Annotated in this window: 23 protein-coding genes and 1 tRNA gene; 15 read left to right on the top strand and 9 right to left on the bottom strand. The window is 57.9% G+C overall.

The annotated features are described in order from the left end of the window. Positions 1–67 precede the first annotated feature (67 nt). Positions 68–997 carry a hypothetical protein gene (locus VN577_13220; GenBank protein HWR15781.1) on the bottom strand — a complete coding sequence of 310 codons (930 nt, stop codon included), beginning with the start codon at positions 995–997 and terminating at the stop codon, positions 68–70. A 530-nt stretch (positions 998–1,527) separates the two neighbouring features. On the opposite strand from VN577_13220, the gene VN577_13215 reads away from it, so the two are divergent. From VN577_13215 to VN577_13205, 3 genes are all read left to right on the top strand, one after another. Further along, positions 1,528–1,959, top strand: a complete 432-nt coding sequence (locus tag VN577_13215; protein ID HWR15780.1) for a hypothetical protein — start codon at positions 1,528–1,530, stop codon at positions 1,957–1,959. Between the two features lie 159 nt (positions 1,960–2,118). Next, a tRNA-Met gene (locus VN577_13210) sits at positions 2,119–2,195 on the top strand. A gap of 330 nt (positions 2,196–2,525) precedes the next feature. Beyond that, complete coding sequence (locus VN577_13205) at positions 2,526–2,882, top strand: hypothetical protein (GenBank protein ID HWR15779.1); 357 nt, start codon at positions 2,526–2,528, stop codon at positions 2,880–2,882. Here the strand turns inward: VN577_13205 and VN577_13200 are convergent. Then, the gene (locus VN577_13200; GenBank protein HWR15778.1) at positions 2,879–3,091 is read right to left on the bottom strand and encodes a hypothetical protein; all 213 of its coding nucleotides are present in this window, start codon (positions 3,089–3,091) and stop codon (positions 2,879–2,881) included. The two genes, VN577_13205 and VN577_13200, sit on opposite strands and share 4 nt — an antisense overlap. A 169-nt stretch (positions 3,092–3,260) precedes the next feature. On the opposite strand from VN577_13200, the gene rpmH reads away from it, so the two are divergent. From rpmH to yidC, 4 genes are read left to right on the top strand one after another with little or no spacing between them, the layout of a single operon-like run. After that, entirely contained in the window at positions 3,261–3,416 is a 156-nt protein-coding gene (rpmH, locus tag VN577_13195) for a 50S ribosomal protein L34 (protein HWR15777.1), read from the top strand. A gap of 38 nt (positions 3,417–3,454) precedes the next feature. Then, positions 3,455–3,865, top strand: a complete 411-nt coding sequence (gene rnpA / locus VN577_13190; GenBank protein HWR15776.1) for a ribonuclease P protein component — start codon at positions 3,455–3,457, stop codon at positions 3,863–3,865. Beyond that, complete coding sequence (yidD, locus tag VN577_13185) at positions 3,862–4,209, top strand: membrane protein insertion efficiency factor YidD (GenBank protein HWR15775.1); 348 nt, start codon at positions 3,862–3,864, stop codon at positions 4,207–4,209. Before rnpA ends, yidD begins: the two co-directional genes overlap by 4 nt. A gap of 11 nt (positions 4,210–4,220) precedes the next feature. Further along, positions 4,221–6,011: a membrane protein insertase YidC gene (gene yidC / locus VN577_13180; protein ID HWR15774.1), complete on the top strand. Its 1,791-nt coding sequence runs from the start codon at positions 4,221–4,223 to the stop codon at positions 6,009–6,011. A 60-nt stretch (positions 6,012–6,071) separates the two neighbouring features. Here the strand turns inward: yidC and VN577_13175 are convergent, their stop codons facing one another. Both VN577_13175 and VN577_13170 read right to left on the bottom strand, forming a co-directional pair. Beyond that, a complete protein-coding gene (locus tag VN577_13175) occupies positions 6,072–8,174 on the bottom strand; it encodes a tetratricopeptide repeat protein (protein HWR15773.1) in 2,103 nt (700 codons plus the stop codon). A 178-nt stretch (positions 8,175–8,352) separates the two neighbouring features. Next, on the bottom strand, positions 8,353–8,598 hold the full coding sequence (locus VN577_13170; protein ID HWR15772.1) for a DUF2007 domain-containing protein: 246 nt from the start codon (positions 8,596–8,598) through the stop codon (positions 8,353–8,355). Between the two features lie 163 nt (positions 8,599–8,761). Between VN577_13170 and VN577_13165 the strand changes: the two genes are divergently transcribed. Beyond that, the gene (locus VN577_13165) at positions 8,762–9,466 is read left to right on the top strand and encodes a hypothetical protein (protein ID HWR15771.1); all 705 of its coding nucleotides are present in this window, start codon (positions 8,762–8,764) and stop codon (positions 9,464–9,466) included. Here VN577_13165 and VN577_13160 read toward each other — a convergent pair. Further along, positions 9,460–10,443: an alpha-ketoacid dehydrogenase subunit beta gene (locus tag VN577_13160; protein HWR15770.1), complete on the bottom strand. Its 984-nt coding sequence runs from the start codon at positions 10,441–10,443 to the stop codon at positions 9,460–9,462. The two genes, VN577_13165 and VN577_13160, sit on opposite strands and share 7 nt — an antisense overlap. Before the next feature lie 90 nt (positions 10,444–10,533). On the opposite strand from VN577_13160, the gene VN577_13155 reads away from it, so the two are divergent. After that, complete coding sequence (locus tag VN577_13155) at positions 10,534–11,277, top strand: DNA alkylation repair protein (GenBank protein ID HWR15769.1); 744 nt, start codon at positions 10,534–10,536, stop codon at positions 11,275–11,277. Here the strand turns inward: VN577_13155 and VN577_13150 are convergent. The 3 genes from VN577_13150 to VN577_13140 form a co-directional block, all read right to left on the bottom strand. Then, positions 11,274–12,191, bottom strand: a complete 918-nt coding sequence (locus VN577_13150) for a polysaccharide deacetylase family protein (protein ID HWR15768.1) — start codon at positions 12,189–12,191, stop codon at positions 11,274–11,276. The two genes, VN577_13155 and VN577_13150, sit on opposite strands and share 4 nt — an antisense overlap. A 90-nt stretch (positions 12,192–12,281) precedes the next feature. Beyond that, positions 12,282–12,863 (bottom strand): class I SAM-dependent methyltransferase, encoded by a 582-nt coding sequence (locus VN577_13145; protein HWR15767.1) that lies wholly within the window; start codon positions 12,861–12,863, stop codon positions 12,282–12,284. Between the two features lie 28 nt (positions 12,864–12,891). Then, positions 12,892–13,284, bottom strand: coding sequence for an SET domain-containing protein-lysine N-methyltransferase (locus VN577_13140; GenBank protein HWR15766.1), 393 nt, complete (start codon positions 13,282–13,284; stop codon positions 12,892–12,894). Positions 13,285–13,603: 319 nt separating this feature from the next. Here VN577_13140 and VN577_13135 point away from each other — a divergent pair, with 319 nt between their 5' ends. The 4 genes from VN577_13135 to VN577_13120 are packed head-to-tail and all read left to right on the top strand — an operon-like array spanning position 13,604 to position 17,784. Then, positions 13,604–14,716, top strand: coding sequence for an efflux RND transporter periplasmic adaptor subunit (locus VN577_13135; protein ID HWR15765.1), 1,113 nt, complete (start codon positions 13,604–13,606; stop codon positions 14,714–14,716). Between the two features lie 43 nt (positions 14,717–14,759). After that, positions 14,760–15,476, top strand: coding sequence for an ABC transporter ATP-binding protein (locus tag VN577_13130; GenBank protein HWR15764.1), 717 nt, complete (start codon positions 14,760–14,762; stop codon positions 15,474–15,476). Further along, positions 15,476–16,615, top strand: coding sequence for an FtsX-like permease family protein (locus VN577_13125; protein HWR15763.1), 1,140 nt, complete (start codon positions 15,476–15,478; stop codon positions 16,613–16,615). The genes VN577_13130 and VN577_13125 overlap by 1 nt, the downstream gene beginning before the upstream one ends. Then, entirely contained in the window at positions 16,615–17,784 is a 1,170-nt protein-coding gene (locus tag VN577_13120) for an ABC transporter permease (protein HWR15762.1), read from the top strand. Before VN577_13125 ends, VN577_13120 begins: the two co-directional genes overlap by 1 nt. A gap of 92 nt (positions 17,785–17,876) precedes the next feature. Here the strand turns inward: VN577_13120 and VN577_13115 are convergent, their stop codons facing one another. After that, positions 17,877–19,748, bottom strand: coding sequence for a SpoIID/LytB domain-containing protein (locus tag VN577_13115; protein ID HWR15761.1), 1,872 nt, complete (start codon positions 19,746–19,748; stop codon positions 17,877–17,879). Positions 19,749–19,981: 233 nt separating this feature from the next. On the opposite strand from VN577_13115, the gene VN577_13110 reads away from it, so the two are divergent. Both VN577_13110 and VN577_13105 read left to right on the top strand, forming a co-directional pair. After that, positions 19,982–20,782, top strand: a complete 801-nt coding sequence (locus VN577_13110; GenBank protein HWR15760.1) for a PP2C family protein-serine/threonine phosphatase — start codon at positions 19,982–19,984, stop codon at positions 20,780–20,782. Between the two features lie 196 nt (positions 20,783–20,978). Further along, a complete protein-coding gene (locus VN577_13105) occupies positions 20,979–21,752 on the top strand; it encodes a hypothetical protein (protein ID HWR15759.1) in 774 nt (257 codons plus the stop codon). The last annotated feature ends 12 nt before the right edge of the window (positions 21,753–21,764 follow it).

Genomic DNA, 21,764 nt, shown 5'->3' with positions numbered 1-21,764 from the left:
TGTTTTGAAGGTAAACAAAAAGGCGGCCCCTTCTCGGGACCGCCTCTCCGTTCTGATGAAACCGACGCTACTTCACCACCTGCAGCACCATCTGCGTACCGCTGTCCAGACGAACACTCTTATCCGTCGAGGTGATTACGCTTCCGTGTGTCGAATGCGCAACATCTCCTGCGATGGAGATGTTCTTCAGCCCAACCACACCACCAGTGTTGCTGCTCAGGCTTCCCTGCAATCCATTCCCGACCTGAGTCGTGGAGCCCAAGGTCGAATTCACAGTCCCCGCCGCATTGCCGCCGACGTTGGCTACGGTCCCGGTGGCCGCGCTTGCGTTCGAGGCGACACCACCCAGCAGTCCACCGCCACTCCGCGCCGCCCCGGAGTGTGACATCGTCGACGCACTATTCGAGGAGAAAGAATCTTCAAACGGAGTTGCCGCAACTTGAGCGGCCGTGAGTGCCTGCACCACTCCGTTCACCTGTACCTGGCTGCCATCCTTCAGGAGTGCATGGTCGAACATAATCCCGAGCGTGGAGTTCGCCTGCCCTTCACTCTTCGCCGACGCTTCCGTCACATGCCCAATCAGCTTCGAGCCTTTCTTGACCACAACCTTGCCGTCTGACTTCACGTCTTGGGCGACCGTCGCAACAACGCGGTCACCCGCTTTTAGCTTGCGGGAATCGAGCGATTTCGCAAGCACTGCATTCACCATTGTTCCGGCAGCTAACGAGTTCGAAACGCCCGCGGAATTCTTGGACTCAGAATTCACCTTGGCCTCTGACTTCGCGCTTGCTGCGCCCGAGGACGACCGATCCATGCCGACGTTCGTCTGCGTCGAGGCATCCACTCGCGTGTCCGACTTCACATTCGCGCCTGACTGGTCCACCGCCGCGGCGTTGCTGCCCGACACGGCAGCACCCGTGGAATGATTGACTTGCTGTGCCGCTGAAATCCCTACCAGGACTGAAAGAACGCAAGCTGCGACTACATTGGTACGCATAACATTCTCCTCACCCGCGGATGAAATCCCGCTTCTGGTTGAGGTTCTCGCAAACCCACTGCCAACGTGACCGTTATAAGTAAGTCGTTTATTTTCAGACACATTCCTTTTGGTTGCCTCGTGCGGTTACGCAGGTAATAGCGAAAACTTTTCCCTGCGGTCAAAGGCTGCTCGGAAATTTCTACAAACACCGACGGGAGCGCCGGAACACTTCTTAACCGCGACGATTGAGGCATCGTCCGCATTAAGCCCGGCACAGCAGGACGGAAACGGCAGGTCGTCGCCGGCGTTCGCATCCTAATTCGGTCACTCCGTTCCCCCACATACCCATTGTTCAACTGTCCCAATTGTGGCGCTGTCCGTCCGAATCTCGTGTATCTTTGCTGGACGCATTTTGGGGTGCAATCATCACATGCGGCCATAATCTCCGCCCCCAGACCGGCTTCGCCATCTGACCTGATATTTGCGGAGCCCAGGGCCACTGAAGTCGAAATACCGGGCCGGGTAGAACATCACAACAGGAGACACCTTTGAACGCTATTGCCACGGCCCCAGCTCCCTCCAAACCAAATCGCGGACGCAGCATCGGAGCTATCCTCGCCGGCTTCGTCGTGGTTGTCGTCCTATCCACACTCACCGACGTCGTCATGTACGCGACGAAGATATTCCCTGCGCCTGGAAGCCCCGGCCAGCCCATGTCGGACGCGCTGTTCGCACTCTCCACCCTCTACCGTACCGTTTACACCGTGCTCGGCGGATACATCACCGCCCGACTCGCGCCAAACCGCCCCGTCCGTCACGCCATCATTCTCGGTTTCGTCGGCATAGTCGTCGGCTCGATCGGGGCCGCCGCCACATGGAACCGCAACATGGGGCCGCATTGGTACGCCATCCTGCTGGTTGTGCTCGCAGTCCCAAGCTGCTGGGTCGGAGCTCGATTGTTTGCGCGGGGTGGAGAGTAGCCTCCGCTCGCATTTGAAATGAGAGTTGTCGCTCCGAAAACCACGAACGGACTCGAACCCTGGGCAGGTTTGACGATTTTCTATAACGCCCTTAGAATCAGGAAGGAAGCACTGTTGCGCGTGCCCCTCCTGCAGTATCCCTCAGCGCAAAAGACCTATGGCGGTGTAGCTCAGGTGGTTAGAGCGACGGTCTCATAATCCGTAGGTCGCTGGTTCGAGTCCAGCCGCCGCCACCAATCAAATCAACAACTTTCGAAGGAGTCTCGCTCGCTTGTGTACGCGGCGGTTGTGTCCTGTTTGCGTCCGTTTGCGAAGTTGTATCGGACTTCGGCTTCGGCACCGAATCGAGCAGCAATCCGGTTGATTAGAGCCTTCGTGCTCCGGGATCTCGCGTCCGCTCAACCGATTGCTGGATCCTAATCTAGGAGTGAAGCCAATACTCTAGAACGTTCACGCTACCTGAAACAAAATAGAATAGTGACCGTAGAAAAGTGCGTCCTTGCCTGAACTGCACCTCCCCGGTATCGTTACTGCCAAAAGACGTCTTACATTCTGTGGGAGTACGAATGCCTACTTTGGTGGAACAGCCAACGCGGATCCAGGCCGCTGGCAATAAACCCAAGCTCATCGACGAGTTCATCGGACGCGTCAACAGCAAGCACGAATCCGTCAGTATCGCGCATATGCGCAGCCCCGAAGGCTGGCTCGAACCCGGTCAGACCCCCGAATTCGACGAGTACACCATTGTGATCAGCGGCGTACTCCGCGTTACTCATCGTAGTGGTTATATGGACGTGAAGCCTGGACAGGCCGTGATTGCCAACAAGGGCGAGTGGGTCCAATATTCGACTCCGCAGGGCGCGGAGTACATCGCTATCTGCGTGCCGGCGTTTTCGCCCGACAAGGTTCACCGCGACTACTAGCCGTTTTCGCGGGCGATCTTCATCCCCATCTTTTGGAGCAGCATCATCGCCCATCCGGGATGGAGCTCTTCCAGATGGCGCTCGTATTCCTTCTCTCCGCGAAATTCCATGTCGCAGAACATGCAGACATGCTTCTTCGTCTGCGTGCCGGAAACCGTGGCGGAAGGAGCACCGTTGAGCTGCGTGAGTGGAATGAAGGAAGTCATCATGGGAGTACAGTAGCCCGGCTTATCACAGGCGTCTGTGACATACGTCACACCTCCCAAAAACCGGGCTGCTGGGCGCCTGCCGCAATTCAGGTTTGCCGGTAAGCTGCTTTGTCCGTTATACTTCTAGTTTGTCTCTTGCCCAATTTTGAAATAGGAGTAGTAAGGTTTCATGCCGAAGCGCACGTTTCAACCCAACCGTCGTCGCCGCTCCAAGGTGCACGGGTTCCGTAGCCGTATGAAAACAAAGAGCGGAGCGGCCGTTTTGTCGCGCCGGCGAGCCAAGGGACGCAAGCGCGTCTCCGTTAAGCCAGGCTTCCGCGAATAGTGTGGGCAGGGGCAGTCCTGCTCCTGCAAAGGTCCGCCGTGAACGTTCCCAGGGTTCGATTTCCACGAACCGCCAAGCTGCTGAAACATTCCGATTTTCAGCGCGTATATAAAACCGGGAAACGGCATTTCTCTGGTCTCATGACGGTGTTTTACACGCCCCGTCCTGATTCCGGTTCCGGGCCCCGTATCGGGTTTACTGTCCCGCGTGCCCTTGGCGTCGCGGTCAATCGCAACCGGATCAAACGCCGGATGCGAGAAGCCGTACGCCATAACTTCGCCGGACTGCAATCGTCCGTGGATGTGGTTTTCAACCCGAAGAAACAGGTTCTCGAAGCCGATTTTGTCCAGATTGAACAGGAAGTGAAGCGCGCCTTCGAAGTTATCCAGAAAGCCGCCTCGCGTATGGAAGCGACAAACCTGACGAAGGAAAGGAGCACCGCCCAGTGATTCGCGCGTACCTGCTGCTCATGCTGCGCGGATATAAGGCCTTCCTTTCTCCGATGCTTCCCAATGCCTGCCGTTTTGTACCCACCTGCTCCGAATACGCCATGGAGGCCATTTCTCACTACGGCGCGTTCCGCGGCGGATACATGGCGTTATGGCGCCTGTTGCGATGCCATCCGTTTTCTCCAGGTGGATACGACCCCGTCATTCTTTCTGAAAAACCAGCCGGGACACCCGAGGTAGCCGAAGAGTGTCTCTGCTCTGCCGATCATCCGGTACGTGCGGAAGCCGTGCCGCAACCTGAATTCACCAGCCCAACCCTGCGCCCCAATGTGTGGCGCTGCTGAGACAGAACGCCTTGCCTGAATATAAAGCTCCTAACCAGGAAACGCCCACCGGAAGACTCATGCTGGTCTTCCTCGTCACCTTCGTCATCCTGATCCTTTTCCAGCCGTTGATGAAGAAGTTCGGACCGCAGACGCCGGCCCAGCCCCCTCAACAGCAACAAGCCCAGCAACAGCCGGCCGCCGCACCTCCTGCACAGCCCGCCACAACTCAGCCAGCGAAGCCGGCAACGCCCGCCACCGGGACTGCCGCCGCCAAACAGGCCGCGGCTGAAACCGAGACGGTGATCGAGAGCGAGTTTTACAAGATCACCTTTACCAATCGTGGTGGGCAGGTTAAGTCCTGGATCCTGAAGAAGTATTCCGACGACAAGGGCAATCCGCTCGACATCGTGCACCAGTCTGCAGCCCAGCAGTACGGGTATCCGCTTTCGCTCTTCACCTACGACGAGAATCTCCGCAAGCAGTTGAACTCGGCTCTGTACGTGGTAAACGCGACGCCTCGCGGGGTTACGTATGAGTACAGCGAAGGTGGAATCGACGTCCGCAAGTCGTTCACCTTCGACGACAGCTACGTCGCTAAGCTCGATATCCTTGTTACGAAGAATGGCCAGGCCGTACAGGCATTCCCCGCCTGGCCCGGCGGATTCGGTGACGAAACCGTCCCCGCTTCCTACGCCGTTGAGCGCATCGACTTCCACCCGCTACAGCCTATTTCGCGCACCTGGTACGGCGGCTCAAAGCAGGTTGAGCGGCTCGATTTCAAGAGCGTCAGCGGCGGCAACACGCTGCGCCAACCCATGTATTGGGGCGGTCCGGCCGACCAATATTTCGCGGCTATCTTCCTCCCGGATGATCCAACGAACACCACGATGGTCACCTTCCGGAATCCGTTGAAGATTCCGAAAGATCTCAATAAGCCTGACCCGAACCAGATGCTCACTGTGGACATTCTCGGTGCTGCAGTTGGCAACGTGAACGGTCACACCACCATGCGCTTCTTCGCCGGCCCGAAAAACCTGCAGGTTCTACAGGCGACCCACGCCACGGCCGTTCCGGGCATGGAAGCTCCGCCCGATCTCGGCACCTTGCTTGACCTGGGCATGTTCAGCTTTATCGCCAAGCCGCTCTTCCTGTGGCTGCGCTGGACTTACGAGCACTGGATCGCCAACTGGGGATGGGCCATCGTCATCCTGACGATCATCATCAACCTGGCGCTCTTGCCGTTGCGTCTCAGCGGCATGAAGTCGGCCCTCAAGACGGCGAAGATTCAGCCGGAAATGAAGGCCATTCGCGAGAAGTACAAGAACATTCCGTTGCGCGATCCTCGCCGCGCCGAAGCGAATACGAAGATGAACCAGGAAATCGCCGCGCTCATGAAGCAGCACGGCGTCAATCCTGCCGGCGGATGCCTCCCGCTGCTCATCCAGTTCCCCTTCCTGATCGCCTTTTACAGCATGTTGTCGAATACCACGGAACTGCGCCACGCTTCGTGGTTCTACCTGAAGGACCTCTCCGCGCCGGATCCGTACCACATCCTGCCGCTGGGCATCGTCCTTTCCACGTACTTCGTTCAGAAGATGACGCCGCAGGGCGGCATGGACCCGCAGCAACAGAAGATGATGAACATCATGATGCCGGTCATGCTGGGCTTCATCAGTTGGAACCTGTCTGCCGGACTCTGCCTCTACTGGACCGTCGGCAACATCGTCGCCATGCTCATGCAGATGGGCCTGAACCGCACCGAACTCGGACGCGAGCAGCGTGCCCTCGCCGCAAAGCGCGCCGCCAAGAAAGCCCGTTAGAAACAGCGGAAACAGAAATGCCCGGGTCGCAACCCGGGCATTTTTTCTTGCTCGTTTTTGTTACTGCTTGGAAACCGGTGCCGCCGACGAATCCTTCGCCAGGCGAACCCGCGCCGCGTCCAGTTTCTTCTGTACCTTTGCGACATCCGACTGTTCCACTTCCGCGGGAATGGTTTTGTTCCACTCCTGCAATGCCCGTTCCCATGTTGCTGCAGCCAGTTTTAAACGGTCGGTCTTCTGGTAGAGGTCGCCCAGGTGGTCCAGCACCGTCGGATCGTTGTTCACCTTCTCCACTGCCTTGCGCAGGTTCACTTCGGCAAGATCGTAGTTGCCCATCTTGAAGTAGGCCCAGCCCAGCGAATCCAGGTAAGCGCCGTTCTGCGGATCCAACTGCAGCGCCTTCTTGATGTAGTTAAGCGCTTCCTCCAGACGCACACCTCGGTCCGCCAGCATGTAGCCCAGGTAATTCAGCGCCACAGCGTTATCCGGATCGTTAGCAAGCACTTTTCGGAAGGTTTCTTCCGCCATGTCGTACTTCTTTTGGCGCTCGTAAATTGACGCCAGGATGAAGTTCACATACTCCTTCTCATCCGGCTTCGTCGAAAACTCCAGCGCCTTGGAGATGGACTGTTCCGCGTCGGGCCAGCGGCGCAGGCGCGAATACATCTGCGCCAGTGCAATGTAGACCTCGCGATCTTCCGGCGTGCCTTTCAGCAGGCTCTTCGCCTTCTCGAGAGCTGCGTCGGACTCACCCATATCCGCCAACTGTCCTGCCAGCACCAGCTTCAAATTACGATCGCTCGGTATCTTCTCGACAGCTTCCTGTGCGGTCGCCGTGGCAGCCTTCCAGTCCTTGGCGTCCCGATACGTGTCAATCAGTTGCTGGTAAGCCCGGACGGCGCTCTCGTTCCCAAGGTCCAGCATCCGGCGAAATGTCTCGACCGCCGGAGCGGTTTTGCCCTGATCGCGATACAGGCTTCCCAGCCGCTCTAGGAAGACCGACCGGTTGTTCTTTTCGCCGGCGGTGTAGTTGCCGTCGGCCTTTTCCGTCTTCTTGAGCAGGTTCTGCAGTACGCGGGTCGCTTCGTCGTACTTGCCCTGCGCCTGGTAAATCACCGCCATGTTGTACGGCACTTCCAGCGAATCCTGTACTTCCGCTTCGGCGCGCTTCAGAGCCTCAATCGCCTTATCGAAGTTTCCCGTACGACGGTAGAGCTCAGCAATCCGCAGATGGCTCTGCGCGTCATGCGGATCCGCATCCACAATCGTGCGGAACTGCTCAAGCGCGGCGTCGTGCTGGTTATCGTTCAGCAGGTTCTGCGCCAGGCCGCGTCGGGCTTCCAGATTGTCTTTATCCAGCTTCACCGCCGCGCGATACGCTTCCACTGCCTTGCCGTACTCATGCTGCTGCTCGTACGTGTATCCCAGCGCGGAATAAAGTTTCGTGGTCCGCTGGGCTTCAGGAATGGCAGTTAGCACCTCAGCCGCGCGCTTGCTGTCGCCCTCATCGTTATAGAGGTATGCCAGCATCGTGACGGCTTCTTCCGAATCCGGCTGTAGCGAAACCGCCGTCTTGAACTCGTTTTCCGCCTTCAGCAGGTCGTTGTTGAGCCGGTACAGCCGTCCGAGCAGGATGTGGTTATCAATGCTCTTCGGCTCAATGCGGGCAATCTGCTCGTACTGTTCGATGGCGCGTTTCAGGATCTCCTGCGACTGCGCTCCGCTCTGCAGGTCGCCCAAGCCACGCAGATAAATACGCCCAAGCAGCTTCCGTGCTTCCAGGTTATTGGGATCGCGCTTAATGATTTCCTGGGCTTCCATGACCGCGTCACGGATCCGCCCGGTCTTCGCGTAAAGCTCGGCCAAACCGGAATTCAGGTACTCCGAAGAGGGATCGTTCTCGATTGCCAGCCGGTACTCTTCAATGGCCTTGTTCGCAAACTCGGAGCTTTGGTAGATCGAAACCAGCTCCTCATACATATGGGCGAGCGTGTAATGGTAGTAAGCCGCTGAGCGATCCGGGGTTTTGGGACCCAAAACGGTGGAAGCGTTGGTCTCCGGGGCGGACTGCGCCGGTGCTTGCCCGGTACCCGCAGCGCCCGTCTGTCCCACGCTGGTCGAGGCCGCCAATACCAAAGCAAAAGCTGCCTTATGAATTCTCATGTAAACCTTTAGTGGCGTATGAACTTGGCCACTGTGTTGGATGCCGCTTATCTGCGGCAAGTCTCAGCCTATTTTACGCTGATTGGCGTCCCTCCCGGTCACTCGAAAGGACAACCGAATAGACGTGTCCTGCCGACTAAAGTTGCTGATTTTTAAGGGAAAATCAATACCGGGTGGGCTACTCCGACACCAAAAAGGGACTGCCCGGATCGGCCAGTAAGGCCTTCGCGTCCTCCACATCCTCCGGACGCACCTGCAACTGGAACTCATGCCCACCCCAGATCCGCATCATGGGACCGGCAATTCGGGCCATATGCTCGTTCGGAGAGAAGCACTCGATCCCGCTCGCCTCCAGACGTGCCCGCGCCAGCAGGTACTCCTGCTGATTCTGTAGATGCGCTACTGTGACCCAGTTCCCCGGCATCGACTAGTTCTCATCTTAAACCCTGCAAAGTGGAGGAAAACAGTTCAACACTGAACACCGGCTTGAAAGTGAGTTGCGTTCCAATTTTGGAACAAGAAGGAGAATACCGGCTCCCAAGCAATCATCGTGCAGTAGCATTCAACTAGCGGTTCGGGAATTCGTTATGCTTTTGCGTTCTACGCTACTTCGCTCCGCACTTCTCTCCCTGCTACTTTGCTCACCGACTCTTTTCTATGGCCAGAAGTCCGGCATCAAGCCGCGTCCTGACCCCAGGCATTACCCCGTCGCCCATCAGGTCGCAACCGCTACGCTTGCAGCCGCGCAACTCCCGGCGAAACAGGTACGTCGCAGCTTCGCCTCCGATTTATGGAAAGACTACGTCGTGGTTGAAATCGGTGTTTTCCCGAAGAGTCAACTACGCTTGTCGCGTGGAGACTTCCTGCTGCGGATCAAGGGAGAAGCAGACGTCATTCGGCCACTCGAGCCAGAGACCATTGCCGCCACGATCACGGAAAAGAAACAGAAAAACCTCGACGTCAACCCAGTAGTAGGCGTGCGATGGGAAAGCGGCCCGAATCCAAACGACCCCGGATATTACAACGGCCAGAATCAGGGAAGCCGCGTCAACACCACCGCTGGCGCGACCGTCGGCGTTTCCGAAAAGGAGAAATCTCGTCAGGCACTTGAGGCAGAACGCAAGGCGATCATCGCCGAACTTTTAAGCAAATCCCTGCCGGAAGGCACAGTCACAGAGCCCGTCGCAGGATATCTATATTTCCCTGCACCGACCGACAAGCCTCCAGCGTATGAACTTGAATTCGATGGCAGCGGCTCAGTCATACTAAGCCTGCCCTCGCCGCGTCAGTAGGTCGCTAACCGCCGCGCTTCGCGCACCACATCCTCAACTTTCGGGAGGTAATACTCTTCCTGCGGAGGCGAAAACGGCACCGGCGAGTCCTGCGCTGCAATTCTCACAATCGGCCCGTCCAGATCGTCGAACGCCTCTTCGTTGATCACCGCCGCAATCTCCCCCGCGATCCCCGCCGTCTTCGGATGCTCGTGCAGCACGATCACCTTATTCGTCTTCCGTACCACGTCGGTGATCGCCTCCCGGTCCAGCGGCAGCAACGACCTCAGGTCCACAACCTCCAACTCAATTCCGTCTTTCGCTAGGATCTCTGCTGCCTCCAGCGCCGTAAGCACCATCGCCGCATACGTGATCACGCCGATCTTCTTTCCACCCTTCGCCTCGCGCGCCACCCGCGCCTTCCCGATCGGAACCGTGTACTCCTCTTCCGGCAGCTCTTCCTTGATCCGCCGGTACAGAAACTTATGCTCGAAGAAGATGCACGGATTGTTATCGCGTATCGCCGATTTAATCAGCCCCTTCGCGTCATACGCCGTCGCCGGACAAATCACCTTCAACCCCGGCGTGGGCACAAAATACATCTCCGGATTCTGTGAGTGAAAGGGCCCGCCATGCACGCCGCCGCCGCTCGGGCCGCGTAGCACCAACGGCGCCGGCGCTCCCCAGCGATAATGCGCCTTCGCCACCATGTTCGTGATCTGGTTGAACGCGCATCCGATGAAGTCCATGAACTGGAACTCCGCCACCGGACGCATCCCCGTCAGTGCCGCCCCGAACGCCGCCCCCACAATCGCTGACTCGGCGATCGGCGTATCAATCACCCGCCGCGTCCCAAAATGCTCGATGAACCCCTCGGTCACCTTGAACGCGCCGCCGTAAACACCAATGTCCTCGCCAATACAGAACACGGTCGGATCGCGTTCCATCTCTTCCCAGATTCCCTGCCGGATCGCTTCGAGGTAAGTGACTGTCGCCATGAGCTATTAGGAGTTATCAGGCCGAGCCGAACGAGTCAAGCGTTCGGACGCTATATCCCTTTGCTCAATGTTAGAATTCCCGCACTCCGGATGGCACAAACTGCAGCAAAACGTAAAGTTGGAGTGACTTCGGCGACACCGTCCGTTGCCGATGTCCTCGCCTGGCTGAAGAAGAATGCCAGCGCGAAAGTCCGCAATGACATGGAGCCCCGTTACGGCATCGTCACCGACAAAGCCTTCGGCGTCCCCGTTGGTGCCATGCAGAAATACGCCAAGAACATCGGCAAGAACCACGATCTCGCGCTCGCCCTGTGGGACACCGGCTGGTACGAAGCCCGTATGCTCGCCGCCTTCCTCGACGAACCCGAACTCGTCACGCCCGCTCAAATGGACCGCTGGTGCCGAGATTTCGATAATTGGGGCATCTGCGACACCGTCTGCTTTCACCTCTTCGACCGCACTCCGTACGCATTTCGCAAAATCAAAGAGTGGTCAGGAAAGAAAAACGAATTCGAAAAACGCGCCGCTTTCGCGCTCCTCGCCTGCGTCGCTCTCCACAACAAAGAAGCCGACGACAAGCAGTTCCTTCCCTATCTGCCGCTGATCGAAAAGGCCGCCACCGACAACCGCAACTTCGTGAAGAAAGGAGTGAGTTGGGCGCTGCGCCTGATTGGCCGGCGCAGTCTCCAACTCAACCACGCCGCTCTTGAAGTAGCAAAAAGGCTCGCCGCATCCGACGAGCCTTCTGCAAAATCAATCGGGAAAGAAGCCGTGAAGGAACTCACCAGTCCAATCGTCTCCGGACAACTGAAAGCAAAAGCAAAACGCCTCTAGTACTTCGCCGCTGTCGCCTTGTTATAGATCTCCAGCACCCACTTCGGAGGATCGGGCGCACCCTTGAAATCCGCATCTTTCCCCAGCGTGATCGCCCAGCGGTGCTGCCACGGATAACCGTACGGGCCGGCATAGTTATCTGGCGTCTGATACGCCGGATCCTTCAGCGCCTCCTCCAGCATCACGAACTTGTACCCGCGCGCCTCAAACTTTTTCAGAATATCGTCGAGTCGCAGCGCATTCAGCCGGTCCGAATGCAGCAGCATTACGTGCGCGATATTCCGCCCGAACAACTTCTGCGACATCGCCTCGTAGTAATCGATCTGCACGTCCTGGTACGCCACATACGCATCGAGGATCTTGTTCGCCGTCACCATATCGCCCTGGTCCAGCGTGTACAGATAGGCCGTGTTGAAGGCCCAATCGTGGTTCTCCACCGTCACAGGCGCCACGATGTACCCGTGCCGCTTCAGGAACGCTTCGAACGTGTTCTTGTCCTCCACCGTCGCTCCGGTGTTCAGGAACGGATGCCGGAAGTATTTCAGTTCTAACCCGCGCGCTTTCATCAACCGCCGCGTCACCACTTCTCCGCGTATCACTTCCGCTTCGAACTCCGGCAGCGGAGTCTTGTTGATGTTCATGTGCGAGTACGTGTGGTTTCCCAGAACCACGCCACCATCCAGCCACTGGTCCAGCAGAGACACGCGTGCATCAATCTGCCCCGGCACTTGCAGCTTCGCCTCGTTCACGAACGCCACCATCGGCGCTTTATGGACTTTGATGACCGCCAGGATCTTCGCAATATCGCCCCGCGCAATCGCAACATCTTCTGGGTTGCCCTTCATCGTGGCGTACGGAAGATCGTCAATTGTGAGGGCGACCGTCTTCGTTTGAGCCGCCCCGAGCGAGGACATCAATAAAAGCACCAAAAGCAACGATATAAGTCTCATGCGAACAGAGTACCCGAGGAAAGGAATTGAGAGAATCTCGAAACGGCCGCTGGCTTAATCCATCGATTTCCTGTAGATGTGAATATTCATGAAGTCCCCTTCGATTCGCTCTTCTCGAGTGCTCGGGTCAGGCAGGTACTCCGATGGCTTCGCCGCTGGCGGATGACTCGGATCGTCCGCCCGAACCAGATGTAGCATTTCCTCGCGTGGCTCAAAGAATACAACCGCACCATTCTTCTTCACGACTCGCAGCGCCTCGCGGAACACGTCGCCGCGTACATCTTCATCTATGTGATGGAGTACGCCGAAGAAACAGACGGCCTCGAACGACTCCGTCTCAAACGGCATTCTGCTCGCGTCAAACGATTCAAACCGGATCTTGTCCCGAACTCCGGCTTTCTCCGCATTCAACGCCCAATCTCTTCGGGCGTACTGCGATGTGTCCGTACTCGGCTCGCCTGTGACGACCTCGTATCCCTCCGAAGCGAGGAAGATGGCAAAATTCCCGCTGCCCGTGCCCACATCTAGAATTTTTGCTTGCCCCGGTAGGCCCAACTGCTTCAACGCGCGCGCCCCGTCCTTCGCTACGATCTCGAACCTTGCTCCGAGCACTTTGGCGATAGATTCCAAATCCATATTTTTCTCGAAGAAAATCGGGCTGCTCCTAAATGAAATCGCGACACCCCGAAGCCCCGCACTGGCACCGTAACCCGCCGTCGTGGTGGGAGACCTCGTAATCCACCGTCATTTCCTCGCCCGCTGCGATGTCGCGCTTGGCGTAAAACTCCACCCGGTTATAGGCAATCCGTATGAACACATTCGGACTGCATGAATGATTGATGTACTGGAACGGTCCGCCTCCCGGTACGCTTTCGTCGATCGCCTCTTTGTCGCTGAGTTCCACGATCGCGATATGTTCTCGCGTCTTCGCGCGACGGCGTGCCTCGCGCACCGAGATTCGCTCCCCTGTATACTCGCCCACCTTCATTCTGGCCTTGATCGGAGCGTCCGTGAACAGTCCCACTCCCTCAATCTTGCTCTTCCTGACCTTCAACATTTCCGACAATGTACATCAGGATCGCCTCTGTTTTGTCAGAAATCACCCCGACCCTCCAGGGCGCATTCGTGCCGGCCCTTAGTGCCCCCTGCCCCTTGTTGCCACGCCAGCCTGTCAACACGTCCCTTCGGCTGCCGCCGGAGATAAAAAACCGGTATGGTTACTGGTTTATACGGGATGAACAGAAGTATAGAATTTCTGGCCGGAGGACTGGATGGGCTCGCGCACTGCACTGCCCGATCTTTCACACCTGAAGATCGAAGATCACCACCGCGGAGGAGGCTAGGGCGCACGCTGGCCTCGTTGGCTCGCGGTTGCTGTGGGCGTTCTTGTACTTGTGGTCGGGGCGGTGTTCGCGCTGAAGGGGAAAACCCCGGAAGTGGAAGTGGCGAGCGCACAGAATACCGGCGGCACTCGATCGGTTCTTTTGAACGCCAGCGGATACGTCACGCCACGCCGTCGCGCAACCGTAGCCGCAAAGGTCACCGGCCGCGTCACCCAGATGCTCGCGGAAGAAGGTATGCGTGTACACGAGGGCCAGCTTCTTGCAACTCTTGACGATTCCGATGCGCGCACCAGGTTGGCTTCCGCTATCGCCGACCGTGACGCCACAACCGCCTCCTTGGCGGACCTGCGCGTTAATCTGATCGACGCTGAGCGCGAGTTGCGGCGTACCCGTGATTTGCAGAGTGGCGGAGTATTCAGCCAGCAGGCCCTCGACGCAGCTACCACCCGCGTGGAAAGCCTCAAGGCCCGTATCGCCCAGACCGAGGTACAGGTGAAGGCCGCCGAAGCACGCGTCGCCATGGCGCAACAGGATGTCGAAAACTGCACCATCCATGCGCCCTTCGCCGGCATTGTGGTTTCGAAAGATGCTCAAAAAGGAGAGATGGTGTCGCCCGTATCCGCCGGCGGCGGATTCACACGTACCGGCATTGCCACCATCGTCGACATGAATTCGCTGGAAGTTGAGGTCGACGTAAACGAGTCCTATATTGCGCGCGTAAAAACCGGCATGCCGGTCACCGCAGTTTTAGACGCGTACCCGGACTGGCAAATCCCGGCGAAGGTTCGCACCGTAATCCCCACCGCCGACCGACAGAAAGCCACCGTCAAGGTGCGCATCACTTTCGACAAACTTGATCCCCGCATTCTTCCGGACATGGGAGTGAAAGTCACCTTCCTCGGCGACGAAGAGCCGACGAGCCAAGCCACCATTGTCACCGTCCCCAAGAACGCGGTCCGGCAGGAGAATGGGTCGCCCATTGTCTGGCTCTACAAGGACGATAAGGTGGAACGGCGTGCGGTGAAAGTTGGCGGCGTACGCGGTAGCGATCAGGAGGTCCTGGCCGGGGTTAACGCCGGGGACCAGGTTGTGATTGCCGGTTTCGAAAATCTGAAGGATGGCGCAAAGGCGCAACTAAAAAGATAGCGACTTCTCGTTGCGCTTCAGCGAACAACTATAAGGAGTTCACGTGCGAGTAGACGGCAAAGGTGATGGAAGTCTTATTTCTGTCCGCGGTCTGGATAAAAAATATCAGCGCGGGAGCGAAGAGATCCATGTTTTACAGGGACTGAACCTCGACGTCCAGAAAGGCGAATTCATCGCCTTCATGGGTCCGAGTGGATCAGGCAAAACAACCCTGCTCAACCTTCTCGGCGGGCTTGATGTTCCGACCGCCGGAAAGGTCGTAGTTGCGGGTGATGAGATTACGCACATGTCGGCTCGGAAACTGACGGCATGGCGCTCGCGCCACGTCGGTTTCGTGTTCCAGATGTACAACCTTATCCCCGTGCTCACAGCGTTCCAGAACGTCGAACTGCCGCTGTTGCTGACGAAGCTGTCAAAAGACCAGCGTCGCAAGCACGTGGAAACCGCGTTGGGCGTAGTGGGACTAGGCGACCGCATGCACCACTACCCGCGGCAGCTTTCAGGCGGACAAGAACAGCGCGTCGGCATCGCCCGGGCGATCGTCGCCGATCCCACCTTCCTGCTTTGCGACGAGCCCACCGGCGACCTTGACCGCAAAAGTGCCGACGAAGTCCTCGATCTTCTTGATCGCCTCGTAAACGACTACGGTAAAACCGTCCTCATGGTCACGCATGACCCGCTCGCTGCACAACGCGCTCACGTGCTGTTGCACCTCGAGAAAGGCGTGCTCGTCGAAGGCCAGAAAGCCACGGTGGCGTAATGAAGTACCGTCACATCATCTTCGCCAACATCTTCCGCAAGAAGATGCGGCTCCTGCTGACGCTCGGCTCCTTCACCGTTGCCATGTTTCTCTTCGGACTGCTGGCCGTCGTGAGAACGGCCTTCGTCGGCGGTGTCGACGTCGCTGGTGCCGACCGGTTGGTCACCATCAACAAAACGTCCATCATCCAGCCATTGCCTCTGTCGTACAAAGAAAGGCTGTTGCGGATCAAGGGCGTCAAGGCCGTCACCTACGCGAACTGGTTCGGTGGTATTTACCAGGACGAACGAAACTTCTTCGCGAACTTCGCCATCGACAAAGACACCTACTTTGAAATGTACCCCGAGTTCGTAATCCCTCCCGACCAGAAGCAAGCCTTCATGGAAGACCGCGAGGGTGCCGTGGTCGGCAAGCAGTTGGCCGAGCGCTTCGGTTGGAAGGTGGGGGATCGTATTCCGATCAAGGGCACTATCTTCCCGGGCACGTGGGACTTCAACATCCGTGCCATCTACGAGGGCAAGCGCGCGCAGGACGATACCAGCCAGTTGTGGTTTCGTTGGGACTACTTCGAGGAACGCAAGCCATTCCAGAAGGGCTTCGTCGGCTGGTACACCATCCGCGTGGAAGATCCTGGCGAGTCTGTGAATGTCGTGAAAGCGATCGACGACACCTTTGCCAATTCCCCCTGGGAGACGAAAACCGACACCGAAAAAGCCTTCGCCGCCTCGTGGGTCAAGCAGATGGGTAACATTCAGTTCCTCATTAACACCATCGGCGCCGTTGTCTTCTTCACCCTGTTGCTGGTCACCGGCAACACCATGGCCATCGCCGTTCGCGAACGGATCCGCGAACTTGCCGTACTGAAAGCTATTGGATTCTCTGACAAGTTCGTCCTCTTCCTCGTGATCGCCGAGTCGTTGTTCGTGGCCGTTCTCGGTGGCGCGCTGGGCCTCGGACTCGCGAAGCTGATGACCCTGGGCGGTGATCCCACCCGCGGCATGATGCCGATCTTCTACCTCTCGCCTCCAGCAGTCACCATTGGCGCGATTCTGGCCATCGGCGTAGGAATTTTGGCCGCAATTATTCCAGCCACCACCGCGATGCGGCTCCGCGTTGTTGAAGCCCTGAGGAGGGTCTGATGGCGATTCCACTGAGCTACAACATTCGCAGCCTCAAAGTACGCTGGGCATCTACCGTCGTGGCAATCCTCGGCATCGCCGGATCCGTGGGCGTCTTCGTCGCCATGCTTTCTCTCGCGCGTGGATTCAAGGCAACATTGGTGTCCTCCGGATCCCGCGATAACGCCATCATTCGCCGCGCCGGCGCAACCTCCGAAATGGAGAGCGCCATCACCGTCGACCAGATTCGCGTGGTCGAAGATGCAACCGGGATCAAGCGAGGTCCTCAAGGCGTGCTCGTCAGCCCCGAGGTCGTCGTCGTGGCGGCATTCCCCTTGAAATCCAGTGGTACCGACGCCAACGTGCAGGTGCGGGGCGTTTCGCCCGTCGTGCTTCAGGTCCGCGAATCGGTGAAGATGATCCAGGGACGCTTCTTCCAGCCGGGACTCAACGAGCTCATCGTCGGCAAGAACGCCAACCGCAGCTATTCCAATCTGGATCTGGGCAGCACCATCAAATTCGGCGGAGGCACCTGGACCGTAGTCGGCATTTTCGACGCCGGCGGCAGCGCTTTCGATTCCGAGGTCTGGTGCGACACCAACGTTCTCAACCAGGTCTACAAGCGGCCGCAGAATATCTTCCAGTCGGCGACCGTGAAGTTGACTTCCCCGGACGCCTTCAACGCGTTCAAAGACGCCCTCACCGCCGACCCGCGCCTCACCGTTCAGGTTGACCGCGAGATCGAATATTACGAAAAGCAGTCGCGGCAGTTGACCACGCTCATCACTGTATTGGGTGCGATCATCGCAGCCGTCATGGGCATCGGCGCAGTCTTCGGCGCACTGAACACCATGTACTCGGCCGTTTCGGAACGCGCGAGAGAAATCGCCACCATGCGCGCTCTTGGGTTCGGTTCAGGTTCGGTCGTCACCTCGTTTGTCTTCGAGTCGTTGTGCATCGCCTTCATCGGAGGCGCACTCGGATGCATCGCCGTGCTACCGCTCAACGGACTCACCACCGGGGCCATGAACTGGCAGACGTTCTCTCATCTGGCCTTCGCTTTCAAAATCACGCCGGCACTGCTTTTGGGCGGAATCGTCTTCTCGCTGATGATGGGCCTGATCGGCGGCGTACCTCCCGCCATGAGGGCCGCCCGACAGACAATCTCCGTCGCCCTGCGAGAGCTGTAAGCATCGGCTGAAGCCGTACCAAAAAACTTGGGCCCGTCTCGTACTCTTGAGACGGGCCCTTCTTATTTCTTTTCGATGGTGTGGCTGAACCGCTAATCCACTTCCACCATCACGGTTGCTTTCCCGTCGCGTCCCACCGGGTTGTACTGCACCGTATTCATGCCCTGAACCAGGTACGGCGTGATGTCGACGCTGAGTTCATCGGTCGCCAGATCGTCGGCCGTAAACGACAGGTCGTACAGTGCGTTGATGTGTACGCGAAGGCCCTTCAGGTCAGTCGGTCGGATCACCAGTCTGCCAATGGCGTTCGGAGCGTAGAAGCTCTGGCGCAACGTCGGCACGCCCGAGCCCGGGTTGCGGCCGATGTCGATCGGATGCGATCCGATGTCCACGCCCGTGTAGTACGCCTTCAGGATCTGCTGGAAAGTCTGGCCCGCCTTGGCACGGCCATTGGAACCGTACTGGCTCATGCCTACGTTGTGCCCCCATCCCCCACCGTAGGAGAAGATGTAGTCCAGCGTGCCGTCGAGTTTCTTCACCTGCTCGATAACGCTTGGGTTATTAAGCGTGAAGTTGTTTGCGATCGTCGAGGTACCGCACGCGCGCGGTGTTCCGGCTACAGCCGTACGTCCGAGCACATTGCGCAGGTTGTCCCATCCGCGTACTTCCACCACGCCCGACGTGAGCGTAATCCGCACGATCGCCGCCCGTCCGGATGGCATACGCAACGTGACCGCAACATCCTGGATCGTACCGCTGGTATCGCCCGAGACCACCACGATGCGCGAGGCCATCGACGTGAACCGCGCCTTGATGTCCGCTGCCGTCAGCCTAATCTTCCAGCGCGAGAAGCTGTTGCCGATCCGGATGCAATCGTCGTAGATCGTCGGCACCGGATTCGCAGTCCAGAATGCCGCCACACCTTCCTCCGTGCTGAAGTCTGGAGGCGTGCCGTCGCCGTCATAGATGTAATGCAGGTACGGCAGTATTTGCGTGCCGGGCAACTGCGAAGAGGGGCTGTTGAAGCTCCATTCGTAGCTGTCGGTGTGTCCGCCCATCGACGACGAATACATCGCGCTGATGATCTTGCCCTGGTAGGACGCAACCAGTCCGCTCGTCTCCTGTGAAGCCTGAACGGCCTTCACGTGCTCCGAGATCACGCCGCGATAAACCTGCGACGAACTGGAGTCCACGATGTCGAATGGATATCCGCGATTGATGTAGTTGCCGATGTTGCCGGCGGCATATCCGCGCGCCGCGACAGCCTGCGCCTTCAGCGCCTCGATCCCGAACGACGAAATCGATTCATTCACCACCACGCCCGGAACATAATCTTCCAGGGAAACGAAGTTGACCACGTTCACGCGGTTCGCCGCGGTCGATCTGCCGCGCGAGATCTCGATGGCGCCACGATACAAAGGAACCTTTACGCCACTGAAGCTGCGCCGGATGCTTTCCACCCGGAACATGTTCGTGGAGTCGCTCGGTTTGAAAAAGATCGGACCAGCGAAGTCGCCGAGCGAATTGCCATCCACGGCAACTTGGTACGCGTTTAGCGTGGAATCAAACGACACCCGCACAATCTGTCCGGCCGTGATTGCGATGATCTGCTTGCCCGTCGCTTCGTCGAGCACATGCACATCGCCGGCGGTGTTGCTGATGTCGGCAAAAGTATGGTTGAGAGATGCATATTCAGTGTTAAGAGTGCCGTTTGCATTGAAAGTCGAGGCGTAGAGTCCTACGCGCAAAACTACAACTGCCTGTGTCGGGTTGCCGAGAATCACGGGCCCCAGTTCCGGACGCATACCGGAAGCATGCGAATCGCCCTGCTCGGCCTTCATCTGGATCCATTCTTCTTCGGTCTGTCCCTGCTCCGGTTGTGCCTGCGCCAGCAGGTTCAAGCTCACGAGCAGTAATGTCAGGAGGACTAATACACCAACTGCAGACTTACGGAAACGGTTCATAGCAAAGCCCCTCGTTCCACAGATGTGGAAGCCGCCACATCCTACAATTCGGAAAACGATAACTCAAATGGAAAACGACTGCGTTGGTGTGCACGTTATCCACCGGGAACGCTTCAGCACACCCGGCCAAGATCCGCACGCGTTTTCAGGAAAAATTTCAGCCCAAATTAAGGTTCTCTCAAGGATTCAGACCCTCACTTCGCGGTTCAATGGCTGCGTATCGCGAGGGACGCATGGAAACAGCAGTCGGACGTATCTCGAAAAGTAAATCTCGTCACAACCCAGCAGCTTCCTGCCCTATTCCAGCGTCGTTAGAGGCTATGGGAGCGGTGCTCGGCGCCAATCAGGTCCGCGACGCGCTCTGCGCACCTGCTTCGCAGCGGATCGGACCATTCGAGGTCGCTAACTCGGTGGTCCCCGCGCGCTATGTCTCGGGCGATTTCGTCGTCACCTTCGAGCACGATGGCCTCCATTACCTAGTCTTGGGAGACCTCATGGGCAAGGGCCTCTCGGCGGCGATGTGGTTGACCCTCGTCGTGGACCTCGTCCGGCGTGCCTGCGAACGGGGCGGCGAACTGTGGGAAATCATGGACCGGCTGAATAGTGAAATGCACCGCTCGCTCATAGGCGTGCCGCTAACCGCGATGTTCATGGCAAGGCTCCACCCCGGCGACTCCCGTGTCAGCTACTCGTGCGGCGGTTGTCCCGCAGCCTTCCTGCTCCGGGCTGACGGCACCGTCAAAACACTCGACTGCGGAGGTCCAATCGTCGGGGCGCTCCCCGATTCGACGTACCATTCGAGCACCATCGAGTTGCACCCCGATGAAACCCTCATGGCGGTATCCGATGGAGTCATCGAGATCCACAACGGGAAGGACTTCGAACTTCGCCCTGACCGGGTGGTCAATCACCTCAAATACACGGCCGGCGACACGGCGTCGGCAATCGTGAATTCTCTGACCGCCCAGGCACGGGAGCAAACGACGACCTTCAACGACGATCTGAGCGTGCTCGCCATCAAGCGAATATCCTGAGCAGAATCAGGTAGTTAGAGCACCGCTGCGGCGGTGCTTTTCTTTTGGTTCGGAGCTGTCACGAACATGAAATTCAATTTCATCTTTCTTTCAGAAAAGTTCAAGGTTCCTTCAAGGACTCGCAGACGCCACCAGCCGTAATCTCGCCACAGTCGCGGAGGCAACGGTGAGTGCCCTACCGCGGAGGAGATTCACAATGATCAAGAGAATCGCTGTTTTCCTTTACGGAGTCGCCTGTTATGCGGTGTTCTTCGGCACCTTTCTTTACGCCGTTGGCTTTATCGGAAACTTGTTCGTTCCCAAGTCGATGGATTCCCGCGCTGAGACGCCGTTCCTGCATGCACTGGTAATCGACCTGCTCTTGCTCGGTGTTTTTGCCGTCCAGCACAGCGTCATGGCTCGTCCCTGGTTCAAGAAGGCGTGGACCAAAGTCGTCCCCGAGCCGGCGGAGCGCAGCACCTACGTCCTGTTCTCCAGCCTGGCGCTCATCCTGATGTTCATCTGCTGGCAGCCGCTGGGTGGAAGCGTGTGGAACATCGAGAACCACACCGGACGCGCGCTGATGTACAACGTGTACTTCCTCGGCTTCGGCCTGGTGCTGATCAGCACATTCCTGATCAACCATTTCGATTTGTTCGGCTTGCGCCAGGTTTGGCTCTACTTGACCGGGCAGCCTTACACGCACCTGAAGTTCCGGACTCCGCTGTTCTACAAGTACGTGCGCCATCCGCTCTATGTGGGCTGGTTCCTCACCTTCTGGGCCACGCCCACCATGACGATCACGCACCTTGTGTTCGCCATCATGACCTCGGCCTACATCCTGATGGCGATCCGCTGGGAAGAAAACGATCTCATCATGGTGCACGGTGACAAATATGCAAAGTACCGCGAAAGCGTGCCGATGCTCATCCCCGCAACGAAGGCTTATCAGGCTCCTTCGCGGAAATACGCTGCCAACTCAGCAGCGTAATTACCCCAGCGG

It is taken from the genome of Terriglobales bacterium (genome assembly GCA_035561515.1).
Classification (GTDB): Bacteria; Acidobacteriota; Terriglobia; order Terriglobales; family Acidobacteriaceae; genus DATMXP01.
The sequence above is the reverse complement of the archived record's forward strand: the minus strand, read 5'-3'. Positions and strand labels throughout refer to the sequence as shown.

What these genes read in the sequence shown, in the direction of transcription:
- VN577_13205 (HWR15779.1), top strand. Translation starts at nt 2,526, where the DNA reads ATGCCTACTTTGGTGGAACAGCCAACGCGGATCCAGGCCGCTGGCAAT.
- VN577_13200 (HWR15778.1), bottom strand. Translation starts at nt 3,091, where the DNA reads ATGATGACTTCCTTCATTCCACTCACGCAGCTCAACGGTGCTCCTTCC.
- VN577_13170 (HWR15772.1), bottom strand. Translation starts at nt 8,598, where the DNA reads ATGCCGGGGAACTGGGTCACAGTAGCGCATCTACAGAATCAGCAGGAG.
- VN577_13140 (HWR15766.1), bottom strand. Translation starts at nt 13,284, where the DNA reads ATGTTGAAGGTCAGGAAGAGCAAGATTGAGGGAGTGGGACTGTTCACG.
- VN577_13175 (HWR15773.1), bottom strand. Translation starts at nt 8,174, where the DNA reads ATGAGAATTCATAAGGCAGCTTTTGCTTTGGTATTGGCGGCCTCGACC.
- VN577_13145 (HWR15767.1), bottom strand. Translation starts at nt 12,863, where the DNA reads ATGGATTTGGAATCTATCGCCAAAGTGCTCGGAGCAAGGTTCGAGATC.
- VN577_13165 (HWR15771.1), top strand. Translation starts at nt 8,762, where the DNA reads ATGCTTTTGCGTTCTACGCTACTTCGCTCCGCACTTCTCTCCCTGCTA.
- VN577_13110 (HWR15760.1), top strand. Translation starts at nt 19,982, where the DNA reads ATGGAAACAGCAGTCGGACGTATCTCGAAAAGTAAATCTCGTCACAAC.
- rpmH (HWR15777.1), top strand. Translation starts at nt 3,261, where the DNA reads ATGCCGAAGCGCACGTTTCAACCCAACCGTCGTCGCCGCTCCAAGGTG.
- VN577_13125 (HWR15763.1), top strand. Translation starts at nt 15,476, where the DNA reads ATGAAGTACCGTCACATCATCTTCGCCAACATCTTCCGCAAGAAGATG.
- VN577_13220 (HWR15781.1), bottom strand. Translation starts at nt 997, where the DNA reads ATGCGTACCAATGTAGTCGCAGCTTGCGTTCTTTCAGTCCTGGTAGGG.
- VN577_13105 (HWR15759.1), top strand. Translation starts at nt 20,979, where the DNA reads ATGATCAAGAGAATCGCTGTTTTCCTTTACGGAGTCGCCTGTTATGCG.
- VN577_13155 (HWR15769.1), top strand. Translation starts at nt 10,534, where the DNA reads ATGGCACAAACTGCAGCAAAACGTAAAGTTGGAGTGACTTCGGCGACA.
- VN577_13120 (HWR15762.1), top strand. Translation starts at nt 16,615, where the DNA reads ATGGCGATTCCACTGAGCTACAACATTCGCAGCCTCAAAGTACGCTGG.
- VN577_13160 (HWR15770.1), bottom strand. Translation starts at nt 10,443, where the DNA reads ATGGCGACAGTCACTTACCTCGAAGCGATCCGGCAGGGAATCTGGGAA.
- VN577_13150 (HWR15768.1), bottom strand. Translation starts at nt 12,191, where the DNA reads ATGTCCTCGCTCGGGGCGGCTCAAACGAAGACGGTCGCCCTCACAATT.
- VN577_13115 (HWR15761.1), bottom strand. Translation starts at nt 19,748, where the DNA reads ATGAACCGTTTCCGTAAGTCTGCAGTTGGTGTATTAGTCCTCCTGACA.